This window comes from Streptomyces sp. CA-210063 (assembly GCF_024612015.1).
In the GTDB taxonomy this organism is placed as follows: Bacteria; Actinomycetota; Actinomycetes; order Streptomycetales; family Streptomycetaceae; genus Streptomyces.
Genome location: NZ_CP102512.1, coordinates 5,291,710 through 5,305,608, shown reverse-complemented (window position 1 = coordinate 5,305,608; position 13,899 = coordinate 5,291,710). Strand labels below are relative to the sequence as shown.

Genomic DNA, 13,899 nt, shown 5'->3' with positions numbered 1-13,899 from the left:
GGCACCGCGCCATGCGCTGCTGACCGGCGCCCACGTCCTGAGTGACGCCCGGAGGGAATGCCCTCCGGGCGTTCTTCGTTGGGGCTGGCAGGAAGTTCAATAATCAACTAAACTGAGCGCACAAGGAGGTACCGACATGCCTGCAGTGACTGTCGAGAACCCGCTGACCCTGCCCCGTGTCGTCGCGCCGACCGACGCGGTGGCCCGTCCGGTGCTCACGGTGACGACCGCGCCCAGCGGTTTCGAGGGCGAGGGCTTCCCGGTCCGCCGTGCGTTCGCCGGGATCAACTACCGCCACCTCGACCCGTTCATCATGATGGACCAGATGGGTGAGGTGGACTACGCGCCGGGAGAGCCCAAGGGCACCCCCTGGCACCCCCACCGCGGCTTCGAGACCGTCACGTACATCATCGACGGGGTCTTCGACCACGAGGACAGCCACGGCGGTGGCGGCACCATCACCAACGGTGACACCCAGTGGATGACGGCGGGCTCGGGCCTCCTCCACATCGAGGCGCCGCCGGAGTCCCTCGTCATGTCCGGCGGTCTCTTCCACGGCATCCAGCTGTGGGTGAACCTCCCGGCCCAGGACAAGATGATGGCCCCCAAGTACCAGGACATCCGCGGCGGCCAGGTCCAGCTCCTCACCACCCCCGACGGCGGTGCGCTGCTCCGCGTCATCGCCGGTGAGCTGGACGGTCACGAGGGCCCGGGTATCACCCACACCCCGATCACCCTGCTCCACGCGACGGTCGCGCCGGGTGCGGAGATCACCCTGCCGTGGCGCGAGGACTTCAACGCCCTCGCGTACGTGCTCGCCGGGCGCGGCAGCGTCGGTGTGGACCGGCGTCCGATCCACCTCGGCCAGACGGCCGTCTTCGGTGCCGGTTCCTCGATCACGTTCCGGGCGGACGAGCAGCAGGACTCCCACGCGCCCGACCTGGAGATCGTCCTGCTGGGCGGCCGGCCGATCCGTGAGCCCATGGCCCACTACGGCCCGTTCGTCATGAACACCCGCGAGGAGTTGCAGCAGGCGTTCGAGGACTTCCAGAAGGGGCGGCTGGGGACGGTTCCGGCGGTCCACGGGATGACTGAGGGTGGTCTCTGAGACTCACCGTCTCAGCGTCTCGATCACTGAGGAACTCCGGTACGGTACGACGAGGCCCGAAGCCGCAACTTGGATTTGCGACTTCGGGCCTGTCCTATGCGGGGTCCGCCGCTACGGCTTACGGCAGGACGTACACCGGCGCCCCGTCCGGAGCGCAGCCCGTCTGCCGGACGCATCCCCGCTTGACCAGCATCCGCAGGCAGTCGTTGACGCGGTCCTGGGGCAGCCCCGTACGAGTGGAGATCACCTCCAGGCGGTGACGGGCCTCGCCGCGCACCAGCGCCGGAGCGAGAAAGGCCGCGACCGCGTGCACGTCCTCGGTGACCACGAGGTTCTTCGCCTTCCAAGCGGCGAGGAGGTCCTGGGGGGTCAGTTCCGGTTCCGGGGTGGGCCTGGAGGGACCGCCGGGGTGCCTGAGCGTTGCGGCGATGTCCTGCAGGCTGCGGCTGATCTGCCTCAGCAGGTCGTTCCGCTCCTCCTGGAACTCCGTCAGCATCTCGTCCGCCCGGATGTTCCGCTCTTCGAGTCGGACGATGGCGTCGGCCACTTGCTGGGGCATGGCGTAGGCCGTGCCGCCGGTGGGGGCGGGTTGTACGGGGTGGGTTCGAGGGCGTAGGAGCCGTCGCGCTGGATGGTCTCGATGACGTCGGACACCCAGTTCTTGGAGGGCTGCGCCTCCGGCTTTGTACACCCGTTGACTAGTTGGATGAGCCCCTGAAGGTTCACCGTCTTCATCGTCTTGCGAAGCCCGTGACCTGCGATATTGCGCGTTGCGTCGCTCTGATCGACGCTTCGCGCAATATCGCCGAGTGTTGTCACATGTTGTTGCGCGACCATGTTGTGTACGGCGTCTCGCGTGTTGGCGTAGCCGAGGTTCCCCGCCACGTCCATCGCCGGGAACCAGTGCGTCCCGTCCGGCAGCGTGAGCCTGCGGACCCGTGCCCCCGTCGCCGCGAACACGAAGTCGTTGATGCGCTGCGGCCGGTGCGGGGGGAGTGGGTGTGTGTGGGTATCCGTGGTGGTGCGGACGAGACCGAGGCGGTGGCCGTGGCGGAAGCCTGCGTGGACACGCCGACCAGCGTGGGGGCCGATCCTTCCAGGCAGAGGTTCCTGATCGACCGGGGGTGACGGGCCTCGCGGTGGAACGCGGCGGGCCTTCGAGGTGGTCGACGGGTTCATGCTGGGCCGCGCTACCCCAGGGACTCGCCGTCCGACCCGTCCGACCCGTCCGACCCGTCCGACCCGTCCGACCCGTCCGACCCGTCTGATCCATTCGGTCCGTCCGGTCCGTCCGACCCGTCTGATCCATTCGGTCCGTCCGGTCCGTCCGGTCCGTCCGACCCGTCTGATCCATTCGGTCCGTCCGGTCCGTCCGGTCCGTCCGACCCGTCTGATCCATTCGGTCCGTCCGGTCCGTCCGACCCGTCCGGTCCGTCCGGTCCGTCCGATGGTGCCGGCTCGTACAGCTCGAACCAGATGCTCTTGCCGTCGCCGCGGGGGTCCACGCCCCAGGCGTCCGCGAGCATGTCCATGAGGACGAGGCCGCGGCCGGAGGAGGCGAGTTCGCCGGGGTGGCGCTTGTGGGGGAGGTCGTCGCTGGCGTCGGTGACCTCGATGCGCATCCGGCGCTTGCCGCCGTCGCCGGTCATCTCGGCGACGAGGAGCGCGTCGGCGTCCGTGTGGACGAGGACGTTGGTGAGCATCTCGGAGACCAGGAGGACGGCGGAGTCGACCTGGTCGTGGCAGTTCCAGTCGTGGAGCAGTTCGCGTACCTGTTGGCGGGCACCGGCGATGCGCTCGGGCTCGGCCTGGGCGACGGTCAAGGCGGTGCGGCGCACGGGGGGCCGTACGGCGGTGGTGTCCCCGCAGCCACAGCCCTCGCTCTCCCGGCACAGCAACAGCATCGCGATGTCGTCCTCGCGACGGTCGGCGAGCGGACCGGGGGTGTGGTGGGAGGAGGGACCGTGCACACCCTGGACGAGCGCGTCGGCCAGTGCCTCCAATCGGCCCGGCGCCAGGCCGATCGGTTCCGCACGGCCCGGCGGGCGGGCGGGCGATTCCGGGTTCGCCGGTGCGAGGGCGCCGGCTTCCTGCCGGCCCTGCCTCAGCCCATCGACGACCGAGCCACCGGAATCCCGCCCCTCGCCGTCCACCCGATCGGCCCCCCGCCCACCAGCCGGCCCCTCCCCCTCCCCCTCCTCATACGGTCTCGCGTCGAAGGACTCCAGGATCGTGCGGATGCGGCGCCAGCCCGTGTCGAGGTCGTGGCCGCCCGTCTCGATCAGGCCGTCCGTGCAGAGGAGCATGGTTTCGCCGGGCTCCAGGACCAGGCGAGTGGTGGGGTAGTCGGCGTCGGGGTCGATGCCGAGGGGGAGGCCGCCCGGGGTCGGGCGGACGAGGACCGTGCCGTCGGCCATGCGGATCACCGGGTCGGGGTGGCCGGCGCGGGCGATGTCGAGCACGCCGGACACCGGGTCGACCTCGACGTAGAGGCAGGTCGCGAAGCGCAGGTCGGTGAAGTCGGCGGCGGAGTCGTTGGTGACGCCGTGCAGGAAGCGGGAGGCGCGGGAGAGGACGGCGTCCGGGGGGTGGCCCTCTGAGGCGTAGGCGCGCAGGGCTATACGGAGCTGGCCCATGAGACCGGCGGCGCGTACGTCGTGGCCCTGGACGTCGCCGATGACGAGGGCGAAGCGGCCGCTGGGCAGGGCGATCATGTCGTACCAGTCGCCGCCGACCTGGAGTCCGCCGCCGGTGGGGACGTAGCGCGCGGCGACGCTCATGCCGGGTATCTCGGGGCCGAGCGTGGGGAGCATCGTGCGCTGGAGGCCGTCGGTCAGCTCGCGCTCGGTCTCGGCGGCCCCGGCGCGGGAGAGGGCCTGGGCGAGCATGCGGGCCACGGTGGTGAGCACCGAGCGCTCGTCGGGCGTGAAGGTGACGGGGTAGGTGAAGCCCGCCATCCACGCGCCCATCGTGCGGCCGGCGACGATCAGCGGCAGGAACGCCCAGGACTGGCGGCCGAACTGTTCGGCGAGCGGCCAGGCGGTGGGGTAGCGCGCTTTGTACTCCTCGGGGGAGGAGAGATAGACGGCGCGGCCGGTGCGGACCACCTCGGCGGCCGGGTAGTCCGTCTCCAGCGGCATATGGGTGAAGGGACCCTCGTCGCCCTGGCTGTGCCCGTGGTGCCCGATGACGGTGAGGCGGTCGGCCTCCACCCCGAAGACGGCGAGCCCGTCCGGGGAGAAGCCCGGCATCGCCAGGCCCGCCGCGACCCGCAGCACCTCCGCCGTGGACCGCGCCTCGGCCAGCGCCCGGCCCGCGTCCAGCAGGAACGCCTCGCGCGAGCGGCGCCAGTCGCCGGTGACGGACGGGGCGCGGGCGGCGGTCTCCGGCGACGGCTCGGTGACCTCCTGGATGGTGCCGATCAGTTCGAAGGACTTGTGCACCGGGTCGAAGGTGGGTTTCGAGCGGCTGCGGACCGTGCGGAGCACCCGGCCCCGGTCGTCCATGACCCGGACCCGTACCTCGGCGAGGGTGTCCTCGACGACGGCGAGCTGCACGACCGAGACGATCTCGTTCCAGTCGACGGGGTGCAGGCGCGACCGAGCCCCGGCCTGGGTGAGTGTCGTCGGCTCCGCGGGCAGCCCCAGGAGCCTGGCGGCTTCGGCGTCCAGGGTGACGGTTCCGGCAGCGCTGTCCCAGGTCCACAGTCCCGTCGCGAGGGCGGACAGGACCTCCCCCACGGTGGGCGGGAGCTCACCAGTGCGCATTGACCCACTCTAAGAACAGCTGATCGGACCGTGCCACCGTAGCGCTCCGCCGGGACCGGGGCGGGGCTTTGGGACGAGGCCGTGGGAAGCAGTGGGTTCGTGGGGCTGCTCGCGCAGCTCCCCGCGCCCCTCGCGAAGTTCCCCGCGCCCCTTGCGGGGCGCCCCGGCCGGTACCCTGGGTTCCGTTGTTTCACGTGAAACACGGACAGTGAACCGTCAGTGAACCGTGCGACACGGCCCCAGATCCCCGATCAGCGAAGACTGGATGAACGACGATGCATCGGTACAGGTCCCACACCTGCGGCGAGCTCCGCGCCTCTGACGTCGGCACCGACGTCCGGCTGAGCGGCTGGCTGCACAATCGGCGCGACCTGGGCGGCATCCTCTTCATCGATCTCCGCGATCACTACGGCATCACGCAGCTGGTGGCCCGTCCGGGCACCCCGGCGTACGAGGCGCTGGACAAGATCTCCAAGGAGTCGACCGTCCGCGTCGACGGCAAGGTCGTCTCCCGCGGCACCGAGAACGTCAACCCGGACCTCCCGACCGGCGAGATCGAGGTCGAGGTCGGCGAGGTCGAGCTGCTCGGCGCGGCCGCCCCGCTCCCCTTCACGATCAACGCGGAGGACGGGGTCAACGAGGAGCGGCGTCTGGAGTACCGCTTCCTCGACCTGCGTCGCGAGCGCATGCACCGCAACATCATGCTGCGTACGGCCGTGATCAGCGCCATTCGTCACAAGATGACGGCCCTCGGGTTCAACGAGATGGCCACGCCGATCCTGTCGGCCACCTCCCCCGAGGGCGCCCGCGACTTCGTCGTGCCGTCGCGCCTCAACCCGGGCAAGTTCTACGCCCTCCCCCAGGCCCCGCAGCAGTTCAAGCAGCTGCTGATGATCTCGGGCTTCGACCGGTACTTCCAGATCGCGCCCTGCTTCCGTGACGAGGACGCGCGCGCGGACCGTTCGCCGGGCGAGTTCTACCAGCTCGACGTCGAGATGAGCTTCGTCGAGCAGGAGGACGTGTTCCAGCCCATCGAGAAGCTCATGACCGAGCTGTTCGAGGAGTTCGGGAACGGCCGGCACGTCACCTCCCCCTTCCCGCGCATCCCGTTCCGTGAGGCGATGCTCAAGTACGGCTCCGACAAGCCGGACCTGCGCGCCCAGCTGGAGCTGGTGGACATCACCGATGTCTTCGAGGGCTCGGAGTTCAAGGCGTTCGCCGGCAAGCACGTGCGGGCGCTGGCCGTGCCGGACGTCTCGGCCCAGCCGCGCAAGTTCTTCGACCAGCTCGGCGAGTACGCGATCGAGCAGGGCGCGAAGGGCCTGGCCTGGGTGCGGGTCGCCGAGGACGGTTCGCTGTCCGGCCCGATCGCCAAGTTCCTCACCGAGGCGAACGTCGCCGAGCTGACCAAGCGTCTGTCGCTTGCCGCCGGTCACGCGGTGTTCTTCGGCGCGGGCGAGTTCGAAGAGGTCTCGAAGATCATGGGCGCGGTGCGGGTGGAAGCCGCCAAGCGTGCCGGGCACTTCGAGGAGGGCGTCTTCCGCTTCTGCTGGATCGTCGACTTCCCGATGTACGAGAAGGACGAGGAGACCGGCAAGATCGACTTCTCGCACAACCCCTTCTCCATGCCGCAGGGCGGCCTGGAGGCCCTGGAGACCCAGGACCCGCTGGACATCCTCGGCTGGCAGTACGACATCGTCTGCAACGGCGTCGAGCTGTCCTCCGGCGCGATCCGGAACCACGAGCCCGAGATCATGCTCAAGGCCTTCGAGATCGCGGGCTACGACCGTGACACCGTCGAGGAGCAGTTCGCGGGCATGTTGCGCGCGTTCCGCTTCGGCGCCCCGCCGCACGGCGGTATCGCGCCGGGCGTCGACCGCATCGTCATGCTCCTCGCGGACGAGCCCAACATCCGCGAGACCATCGCCTTCCCGCTCAACGGCAACGCCCAGGACCTGATGATGGGCGCGCCGACGGAGCTGGAGGAGGCGCGGCTGCGCGAGCTGCACCTGTCGGTGCGGAAGCCGCAGCCGAAGTAGGTAATGTCCGGCCAGCCGAAAGTAAGGCAAGCCTTTCTCGGGCTGTTCTGAAAAGGGTCCTGAAGTCGTCCGTCGATTTCAGGGCCCTTTTCCGTGCCTGGGGAAAAGGCATCGTTTTCTCAGCTCGCTGACAGCCTTCTTATCTAACTTCCCGGCGCATGACAGCCAATCAAAAGGATCAGCAGCCCCAAGAGCCGACCGGAAGGGAGGACGTGACGGACTCGCGGGATGTGACGCGCCGCAAGGTCGTCGTGGCGGGCGTCGGTGTCGTCGCGGCGGTGGGTCTGGGCGGTGCCATGGCGGCGAACGCCGTCGCCGGCGAGAAGAGAGAAGAACCCGGCGGCCGCGGTCCCCTCCCGGAGGAGTGCTACCTGCTGACGTCGGAGACCATGGAGGGCCCGTACTACATCGACGCGGACAAGCTCCGCCGGGACGTCACCGAGGACCGTGAGGGCATCCCGCTCCTGCTCCGCCTCAAGGTGATCGACTCCGAGACATGCCGGCCGATCCGCAACGCGGCCGTCGACATCTGGCACTGCGACGCGGTCGGCGTCTACTCCGGCTACGAGGACGTGGGCAACGGTGATGGCGGCCCGGCCCCCACCGGCCAACCCCCGACCGGTGAGCCCCCGAGCGGCGATCCCTCCGGCCCGCCCCCGGGCGGCGGCCACCAGGAGCCGACGGACGACACCCGCTATCTGCGCGGCACCTGGCGCACGGACCGGCAGGGGTTCGTCACCTTCAAGACCGTCTTCCCGGGCTGGTACACGGGCCGCTGCGTGCACATCCACACGAAGGTCCATGTCAACGGCGAGTGGACGGACGCGGGCTATGAGGGCGGCACCACCTGCCACACCGGCCAGTTCTTCTTCGACGAGGAGTCCGTTCTCGCCTCCGCGGTCGTGGAGCCGTACGCGTCCAACACCGCCGACCGTACGACGCTCGACGAGGACGGGCTCTACGACGGCAGCGGCGCCCAGGGCGGCCTGCTGAAGCTTCGTTACGACGAGCGGGACATCTCCAAGGGTGTCCGGGCCTCCCTCACGGTGGGTGTGGACCCGGAGGCCACGAACACCGGCACGGACTAGTTCGCACCGTTCGGCGCGAGGCCCGGAACTCCACCCCCTGGGTTCCGGGCCTTTGCCGTGCCCTCGTCGCCGCATCGGGTACCCGCTGGGGAAGTCATCAGGAGACGCACAGGATTCTCGACGGACGGTCACAGCGGGAGGGGGTGTCATGGGACGTACAGGGTGAGAAACCCGTACGAGCCGTTACAAGCCGTACGGGATGTACGACCCGTACGGGACGCGCCGCCGTAGGGGACGCACCGCCCGTCGGGGACGGAACAGGGACGGAACGTCGGAATGCTGGAGGAGGCCATGAAGCTGGCCGTGCTGGTGGCAGTGTTGCTGATCGTCGGGGCGGTGGTCGCGATCGTCGCGCGGCGGCGGTCCGTGGACGAGCCCGGCCCCGCGTCCGACCTCGACGCGGAGGCCGACGCCAACCGCTGGGTGGTACGGCTGGGCGGCAGCCTGGCCGGTATCGACGTCCGGGCGCAGGCCGGGGCGGGCGGCAGCGCGGCCCACGCCCTGACCGACGCCACCGAATGCCTCCGCACCGCCCGCGCCCAGCTGACCAAGGCCCGCACGCCCGACCAGTACGCCCAGGTCACACGGACGGCGGTCGAGGGACTGCACCGTGTGCACGCGGCGCGTACGGCACTGGGCATGGACGCGGGCCCGAGAGGGGGCGCGGGTTCGGGTGTGGCAGGTCAGGTCGAGGGGTCGGCGTCGGCTTCGGTGCCGGTTCGTACGGCGGTCAGCAGGCCGCTCGACCAGGTCAGCCGGGTCGTACGGAAGTCCGAACGCCCCTCCAGAACCGCGAGCAGGTCGAGGTCGGTCACCGCCGCATCGTGACCCTCCGGCCTGTCGGGGGCCGGCTTCGGAACTACCGATTTCCCGCCCGCGTCCTACTGATCATGACCACGCCACCAGCCACCACTTCCGCCACCAGTCCCGTCCCCACCCCCACGACCCTCGGCGAGGAGATCCTCCTCCTCTCCCTCGATGACACGACAGGAGAGGCCCGGCTCCCCCTGCGAACGCCCTACGCGATCGCGGCGGCGGCCCTGCTGGAGCGGGCCCTGGCCGCCGACACCGACGACACCGCCAACACCGACGACACCGACGCAGCCGTCGGCACCGCCGGCTCGGCCGAGGCGGTGCTTCCGGACGACGCGGAGAAATGGGTCGCGGAACACCGTACGGAGGAGTACGAGGCCGCCCTCCAAGGCCTGCTGGCCAAGGGCCTGATCCGTAAGGAGAAGCGCCGCGTCCTGCTCGTCTTCCGTACCACCGGCTACCCGGAGTCGGACGGCACGGTGGAGGCGGCACTGCGTGGCCGCCTGGCGAAGGTGGTCCTGGAGGGCGCCGAGCCGGACCACCGCACCGCCGCCCTGATCACCCTCCTCCACCACGGCGACCTCCACACCCTCGCCTTCCCGGACGCCGACTCCGACGACTCCCCGGCCAAGCGGCGCATGACCGAGACAGCCGAACGGCACTGGGCCGACCCGGCCCTGCGCCGTATGGCCGAGACGGCGGCGGCGGCCTCGGCCGCCCTCACGGCGGCGACGATGGCGACGACGGTGGTGGTGATCACGGCCGTGACATGAGCGGTCGGGTGGTGAACGGTCAGACGGTGACGACGAGCTTGCCCCGGGGGTGGCCGTTCTCCAGGTGGCGGAGGGCCGCGGGTGCCTCCGAGAGGGGGTACACGCGGTCGATGGCCGGGGTGATGCTGCCCTTCTCGGCGAGGTCCTTGAGGGTCACGAGGTCCTCGCGGCGGGCGACGGAGACGAGGTTGCGCAGGTTCTGCCCGATGAACGGGGAGAGCAGCACGGCCCGGAGACCTCGGCTCATACCGCCGAAGAAGCCGGTGCCGCCCTCGCCGCCGACGATGACCAGGGTGCCGCGTGGGGTCAGGGCGCTGCGCAGCACGGGCAGGGAGCGAAGGCCCGCGTTGTCGACGATGACGTCGTAGCGGTGGGGGCTGTCGCTGATGTCGGCTGTGGTGTAGTCGATGACGTGGGTGGCGCCCAGGGAGCGGACGAGGTCCGCGCCGCCGGGACCGCAGACGCCGGTGACCTCGGCGCCGTACATCGTGGCGAGTTGGACGGCGTACGTCCCCACGCCGCCGGACGCGCCGATGACGAGGACCCGTTGACCCGGCTGCGGGCGGGATGTGCCGCTGAGGGCCTGGAGGGCGGTCATGCCGGAGACGGGGAGGGCGGCGGCCTGCTCGAAGGTGAGGTTGGCGGGCTTGAGCGCGATCTTGTCGGCCTTGGCGCGCGCGTACTCCGCGAACGAGCCCTCGCAGTTGCCGAAGACCTCGTCCCCCGGCTTGAAGTCGGTCACCTTCGCCCCGACCGCCTCGACCCGCCCGGCGCCGTCCCAGCCCCGCACGGGGTTCTTGGGCTTACGCAGCCCCAGCACGGCACGGGCCACGTACGGCCGGCCCGTCATCAGATGCCACACCTCGGGGCCCACACCGGCGGCACGCACTTCGACCAGCACCTCGTCGTCCCGGGGGACGGGGCGGTCGATGTCGCGCAGTTCCAGGAGGTCCGCGGTGCCGTAGGCATCCTGAACGATCGCCTTCATGGCGTAACTCCCCTTTGTGACTCCCGGCACCGTACGTCCCGGTTCCTCTGAGCATCCCGGCAGCTCGAACGCCTGACCAGATTCCTGGGGACGGTCTTGGGGGTGGGCGCGATGAGTTTTCCTACGGCGGAAGCCTTACCGGCTGACGACCTGGTGAGCTGGGTGGGGTGCCGTTCGCTGTCTCTTCAGGTGAACAGATCCCTGGCGTCGGTCGCGGCCCAGGCACGGTCGAACCAGTGGGTGAGGGTGTCGAGGTCGGTGCAGGTGGTGATGCGTTCCCGGATGTCGTCGGGTGGGTGGATGCCCTTCCACTTCAGAGTGCGGAGGATCCCATCGGCGCGGCTCTCGGCCATTCCCTTGGCGTATGCGACGGCCCAGCCTTCCGCGTACTCCGGGGACCATCCCTCGATCTTGCCGCGCAGATAGGAGATTTCCTGTGGCGAAAGCCCTTCTCGTTTGAGGATCTCCCTGAATCTCCCGTGGAGTTCCTCCATCGCCTTTTCCAGAGGGAGCCCTACGAGAGCCACTGCGGCCATCAGGGACGTGGCGATTCCCGAGACTTCTTCTTGTAGTTCAGGATTCAGTTCCAGAGCCATACGCGCACGCTAGGAGCGCGTGGGGCACGGAGTCCTGCGAACGGAATGTGATCACTCTTTCGTGGGGCGTGCGGGTGTTCGGCGAGTGCTGGTGAGTGGGGGCCACGCAGTTGAGGGCGCCTGGGGCCTGTGGTCCCTGGCGCCCTCGGCGTCGGCCAGATGTGGTCCGGGCCCCCTTACTGGGCTTCTGACTCCTCGGAGAACAGTTCCTCCGCGTGCGTGACTGTGCCGGATCGGTCGAGCCAGTTGTTGAGGCGGTCGAGGTCGGTGCAGGTGGTGATGCGCTCGCGGGCGCTCATCGAGACAGGAATGCCACGTACTTCCAGTACGCGCAGAACCCCCTTGGCCTCGCCCTGGGCCTGGCCCGCAAGATACGTCTCCTCGAAGAGGGTTCCCCGTCCCGGGAAATAAGTGCCGACCATCTTTTGCAACCCTCTCCATGTCTCGCGGGCCGGAGTGTCCCTCAGGCCTACTTCCAACATCTCACACCAGTATTTCGCCGTGTCCCTGTCGAAGGACCGCATACCGCGGGCCAGCATGTTCAGTATGGCGGTGATTCTCTTGCCCTCGCTATGCACGATCGCCGAGAACGTCGCGATCGCCGGCTGCCGCGCCACCGAGGACTCGTCGGTGATCTCCGGAACGTTGTCCGGTCCCAGGACGAACGGTTGCGTGATCTGGGTCGTCCAGGTGCCGACCCGGCTCATGAAGGGTCCGACCGCCCAGGCCGCGGTGGGGCGGTTCTTGCACACGGTGATGAGCAGCACCGGCAGGTTGAACTTCGCGTGCAGGTAGGCGACGTAGTAGGCCCAGCTGATCCCCTTGCCCGGGGCTTGTTTGGTCTGGGCCTCGATCGCGATCAGGAAGCCGTCGCCCTCGGACGGCTCGACCTTCAGCACCGAGTCCACACGGCGCTCCAACGGCCGGATCTCCGTGGTGTCCGGGGTGAGCGCCTGAATGAACGCCTTCGGTGGCGGCGGTAGTCCCAGCGCCTCGAAGACAGGGGTGAGAACCTCCGGATGATCCTGGAAGATCCGGTGTGCGGCCTCGTGGGTGGATGTGACCATGTGGGCAACCTAGGTGGATCGAGCCCCCGGGCATCCGGCCGATCGGGGTGCGTTCACTCCTTCGGGAACCGGAAAAACGTTCACGCCGCCCTGGCCAGCTCGCACCACACGAACTTGCCCTGGTGTACGAGGTCGTGCTGCACGAGCCCGTGCTGCGTACGCGTGTCGCCGACCGTCGCGTGGCGCGAGCCCAACTCGACTCGCTCCTGTCTCAGTCGGAGATGCCCACGGTGACCGTGCGGGTCATCCCGTTCGACGTCGACGGCTTCGCGGGGGCCAGCGCGGAGTTGCTGTACGCGGGTGGCCGGGTCTCCGCGTTGGACACGGCCCAGCGGGACACTCCGCAAGGCGTGGCCTTCATGGACGCGGCGGCGCAGCTGCGGTCGATGCGAACGCTCTTTCGTAAAGTGGAGGGGGTGTCCCTCGACCCGGTTCGGTCGCGGGACTACATCCACCGCTTGGCGAAGGAGCTGTAATCGTGGCCCAGTGGCAGAAGCCGACCTTCTCCAGCGGGACCGATGGAAGCAACTGTGTTGAACTCGCCGGCAGCGGGACCGGAGTGCTCCTCCGCGAGAGCGACGACCCGACTCGAATACTTCCCGTCTCCCCCGACGCCTTGGCCGCCCTCATCCGGAGCACCCGTCGTTCATGACTCACCAGCCCCCGGAGTTCACCGAAGCCCTGGCCGCCGTCCTGCGCGACCTCCGTGTCCAGGGCCCCGTCCAACCCGACGTCCGCGAGGAGGACGACTACCCCGGCGTCATGCTCTTCGCCCCCGACGGCTCCGGGCACGGCGTTTACGCCGAGCCGGACGGGCGGCCGGCGGTGCTGCTCGCCGAGGTGGCGGGTCAGGTGCAGGGGTGGGCGGTGGAGGCGTTGTGGGCGGCGGGGGTGTCTGCGGTGTGGCCGCAGTGCCCGGAGCATCCGGATACCCATCCGTTGAGGGCGACTGTCGAGAAGGGCGCGGCGGTGTGGGTGTGTCCTCGGAGCGGGGCGGTGGCTTGTCGTGTGGGTGAGTTGGGTTTGGGAGGGTGAGACGCGCTCGGCCGGGGTCAAGGGCTGAGTTGCCGGCGAGCTCATCACCACGCCGATGGGGCCAGCGGTGGCTATTGATCTGTCGCCGGACGCCTCAACCCCGCCCGGTACCGGGGCTGCTCGCCGATCACGGTCGTGGCGTGTCGTGGCCGTCGCCGGTGATCGCTACGCCGATGTTGCCGCCTGCCGCGATGGAACGCGTGCCCGATGCCGTGACCGTCACGCTTGCCCCGCCGCCGGACGGCAACAGTTCCGCCAGCTCGCGCCGCAGCTCCGCGTCCTCGCGCACCGCCCGCTTGATCTGCTGGCGCAGGGCCGCCGCCGCGTCCTCGTCCTCCGGTTCCGACGCGGCGTCGGCGACCGCCGACTCCAGTTCCGCCCGTCCCTGGTCGTCCCGGCGGTGCCATACCGCCTGGAGCATCCGGCGGCCGATGTTCGCCGTGGCCTCCACCGCCGCGCTCTCCGCCCGCGTCAGCACGCCGGTGCCGTACGCGACCACGGCCGCCGTCAGGTACGGGCCCGCCTGGCCCACCAACTGAACAATCTCCGCGCTCATCCCCAGCCCCTTCCCCCGCACGGCCCGTCGCCAACACAGCGTAGGGGAGCGTAGGGATACGCCACTTCC

Annotated in this window: 14 protein-coding genes and 1 pseudogene; 8 read left to right on the top strand and 7 right to left on the bottom strand. The window is 69.6% G+C overall.

The features are described 5' to 3' along the window. Window positions 1-136 precede the first annotated feature (136 nt). Entirely contained in the window at window positions 137-1,108 is a 972-nt protein-coding gene (locus JIX56_RS23035; RefSeq protein WP_257543114.1) for a pirin family protein, read from the top strand. A gap of 118 nt (window positions 1,109-1,226) precedes the next feature. Here the strand turns inward: JIX56_RS23035 and JIX56_RS23030 are convergent, their stop codons facing one another. The 3 genes from JIX56_RS23030 to JIX56_RS23020 all read right to left on the bottom strand — a co-directional run bounded on the left by JIX56_RS23030 (window position 1,227) and on the right by JIX56_RS23020 (window position 4,875). Beyond that, window positions 1,227-1,667: a hypothetical protein gene (locus tag JIX56_RS23030; RefSeq protein WP_257543112.1), complete on the bottom strand. Its 441-nt coding sequence runs from the start codon at window positions 1,665-1,667 to the stop codon at window positions 1,227-1,229. Then, window positions 1,598-1,999, bottom strand: a complete 402-nt coding sequence (locus JIX56_RS23025; RefSeq protein ID WP_257551044.1) for a BRO family protein — start codon at window positions 1,997-1,999, stop codon at window positions 1,598-1,600. The genes JIX56_RS23030 and JIX56_RS23025 overlap by 70 nt, the downstream gene beginning before the upstream one ends. A gap of 299 nt (window positions 2,000-2,298) precedes the next feature. Beyond that, window positions 2,299-4,875 carry a SpoIIE family protein phosphatase gene (locus JIX56_RS23020; RefSeq protein ID WP_257543110.1) on the bottom strand — a complete coding sequence of 859 codons (2,577 nt, stop codon included), beginning with the start codon at window positions 4,873-4,875 and terminating at the stop codon, window positions 2,299-2,301. Between the two features lie 275 nt (window positions 4,876-5,150). Here JIX56_RS23020 and aspS point away from each other — a divergent pair, with 275 nt between their 5' ends. The 4 genes from aspS (at window position 5,151) to JIX56_RS23000 (ending at window position 9,588) form a co-directional block, all read left to right on the top strand. After that, the gene (aspS, locus tag JIX56_RS23015) at window positions 5,151-6,914 is read left to right on the top strand and encodes an aspartate--tRNA ligase (protein WP_257543108.1); all 1,764 of its coding nucleotides are present in this window, start codon (window positions 5,151-5,153) and stop codon (window positions 6,912-6,914) included. A gap of 158 nt (window positions 6,915-7,072) precedes the next feature. Further along, window positions 7,073-8,002: an intradiol ring-cleavage dioxygenase gene (locus tag JIX56_RS23010; RefSeq protein ID WP_257543106.1), complete on the top strand. Its 930-nt coding sequence runs from the start codon at window positions 7,073-7,075 to the stop codon at window positions 8,000-8,002. Between the two features lie 276 nt (window positions 8,003-8,278). Next, window positions 8,279-8,830: a hypothetical protein gene (locus JIX56_RS23005; protein WP_257543104.1), complete on the top strand. Its 552-nt coding sequence runs from the start codon at window positions 8,279-8,281 to the stop codon at window positions 8,828-8,830. A 62-nt stretch (window positions 8,831-8,892) separates the two neighbouring features. After that, on the top strand, window positions 8,893-9,588 hold the full coding sequence (locus tag JIX56_RS23000; protein ID WP_257543102.1) for a GOLPH3/VPS74 family protein: 696 nt from the start codon (window positions 8,893-8,895) through the stop codon (window positions 9,586-9,588). Window positions 9,589-9,607: 19 nt separating this feature from the next. Here the strand turns inward: JIX56_RS23000 and JIX56_RS22995 are convergent, their stop codons facing one another. The 3 genes from JIX56_RS22995 to JIX56_RS22985 form a co-directional block, all read right to left on the bottom strand. Further along, the gene (locus JIX56_RS22995; protein WP_257543100.1) at window positions 9,608-10,576 is read right to left on the bottom strand and encodes an NAD(P)-dependent alcohol dehydrogenase; all 969 of its coding nucleotides are present in this window, start codon (window positions 10,574-10,576) and stop codon (window positions 9,608-9,610) included. A gap of 185 nt (window positions 10,577-10,761) precedes the next feature. After that, window positions 10,762-11,172, bottom strand: a complete 411-nt coding sequence (locus JIX56_RS22990) for a hypothetical protein (protein WP_257543098.1) — start codon at window positions 11,170-11,172, stop codon at window positions 10,762-10,764. Between the two features lie 176 nt (window positions 11,173-11,348). Beyond that, window positions 11,349-12,080, bottom strand: a complete 732-nt coding sequence (locus JIX56_RS22985) for a hypothetical protein (RefSeq protein ID WP_306819873.1) — start codon at window positions 12,078-12,080, stop codon at window positions 11,349-11,351. Window positions 12,081-12,310: 230 nt separating this feature from the next. Here JIX56_RS22985 and JIX56_RS22980 point away from each other — a divergent pair. From JIX56_RS22980 to JIX56_RS22970, 3 genes and pseudogenes are all read left to right on the top strand, one after another. After that, window positions 12,311-12,715 (top strand): annotated as a pseudogene (locus JIX56_RS22980) (Scr1 family TA system antitoxin-like transcriptional regulator); the annotation flags it as partial. 2 nt (window positions 12,716-12,717) lie between these two features. Further along, window positions 12,718-12,891 carry a DUF397 domain-containing protein gene (locus JIX56_RS22975; protein ID WP_257543094.1) on the top strand — a complete coding sequence of 58 codons (174 nt, stop codon included), beginning with the start codon at window positions 12,718-12,720 and terminating at the stop codon, window positions 12,889-12,891. Continuing rightward, window positions 12,888-13,274: a hypothetical protein gene (locus JIX56_RS22970; protein ID WP_257543092.1), complete on the top strand. Its 387-nt coding sequence runs from the start codon at window positions 12,888-12,890 to the stop codon at window positions 13,272-13,274. The genes JIX56_RS22975 and JIX56_RS22970 overlap by 4 nt, the downstream gene beginning before the upstream one ends. 127 nt (window positions 13,275-13,401) lie before the next feature. Here the strand turns inward: JIX56_RS22970 and JIX56_RS22965 are convergent, their stop codons facing one another. After that, window positions 13,402-13,830 carry a hypothetical protein gene (locus tag JIX56_RS22965; protein WP_257543090.1) on the bottom strand — a complete coding sequence of 143 codons (429 nt, stop codon included), beginning with the start codon at window positions 13,828-13,830 and terminating at the stop codon, window positions 13,402-13,404. Between the last annotated feature and the right edge of the window lie 69 nt (window positions 13,831-13,899).

Bases quoted from the DNA above. Each gene is read 5' to 3' on its own strand.
- JIX56_RS23035 (WP_257543114.1), top strand. From the start codon at position 137: ATGCCTGCAGTGACTGTCGAGAACCCGCTGACCCTGCCCCGTGTCGTC.
- JIX56_RS23030 (WP_257543112.1), bottom strand. From the start codon at position 1,667: ATGCCCCAGCAAGTGGCCGACGCCATCGTCCGACTCGAAGAGCGGAAC.
- JIX56_RS23025 (WP_257551044.1), bottom strand. From the start codon at position 1,999: ATGGACGTGGCGGGGAACCTCGGCTACGCCAACACGCGAGACGCCGTA.
- JIX56_RS23020 (WP_257543110.1), bottom strand. From the start codon at position 4,875: ATGCGCACTGGTGAGCTCCCGCCCACCGTGGGGGAGGTCCTGTCCGCC.
- aspS (WP_257543108.1), top strand. From the start codon at position 5,151: ATGCATCGGTACAGGTCCCACACCTGCGGCGAGCTCCGCGCCTCTGAC.
- JIX56_RS23010 (WP_257543106.1), top strand. From the start codon at position 7,073: ATGACAGCCAATCAAAAGGATCAGCAGCCCCAAGAGCCGACCGGAAGG.
- JIX56_RS23005 (WP_257543104.1), top strand. From the start codon at position 8,279: ATGCTGGAGGAGGCCATGAAGCTGGCCGTGCTGGTGGCAGTGTTGCTG.
- JIX56_RS23000 (WP_257543102.1), top strand. From the start codon at position 8,893: ATGACCACGCCACCAGCCACCACTTCCGCCACCAGTCCCGTCCCCACC.
- JIX56_RS22995 (WP_257543100.1), bottom strand. From the start codon at position 10,576: ATGAAGGCGATCGTTCAGGATGCCTACGGCACCGCGGACCTCCTGGAA.
- JIX56_RS22990 (WP_257543098.1), bottom strand. From the start codon at position 11,172: ATGGCTCTGGAACTGAATCCTGAACTACAAGAAGAAGTCTCGGGAATC.
- JIX56_RS22970 (WP_257543092.1), top strand. From the start codon at position 12,888: ATGACTCACCAGCCCCCGGAGTTCACCGAAGCCCTGGCCGCCGTCCTG.
- JIX56_RS22965 (WP_257543090.1), bottom strand. From the start codon at position 13,830: ATGAGCGCGGAGATTGTTCAGTTGGTGGGCCAGGCGGGCCCGTACCTG.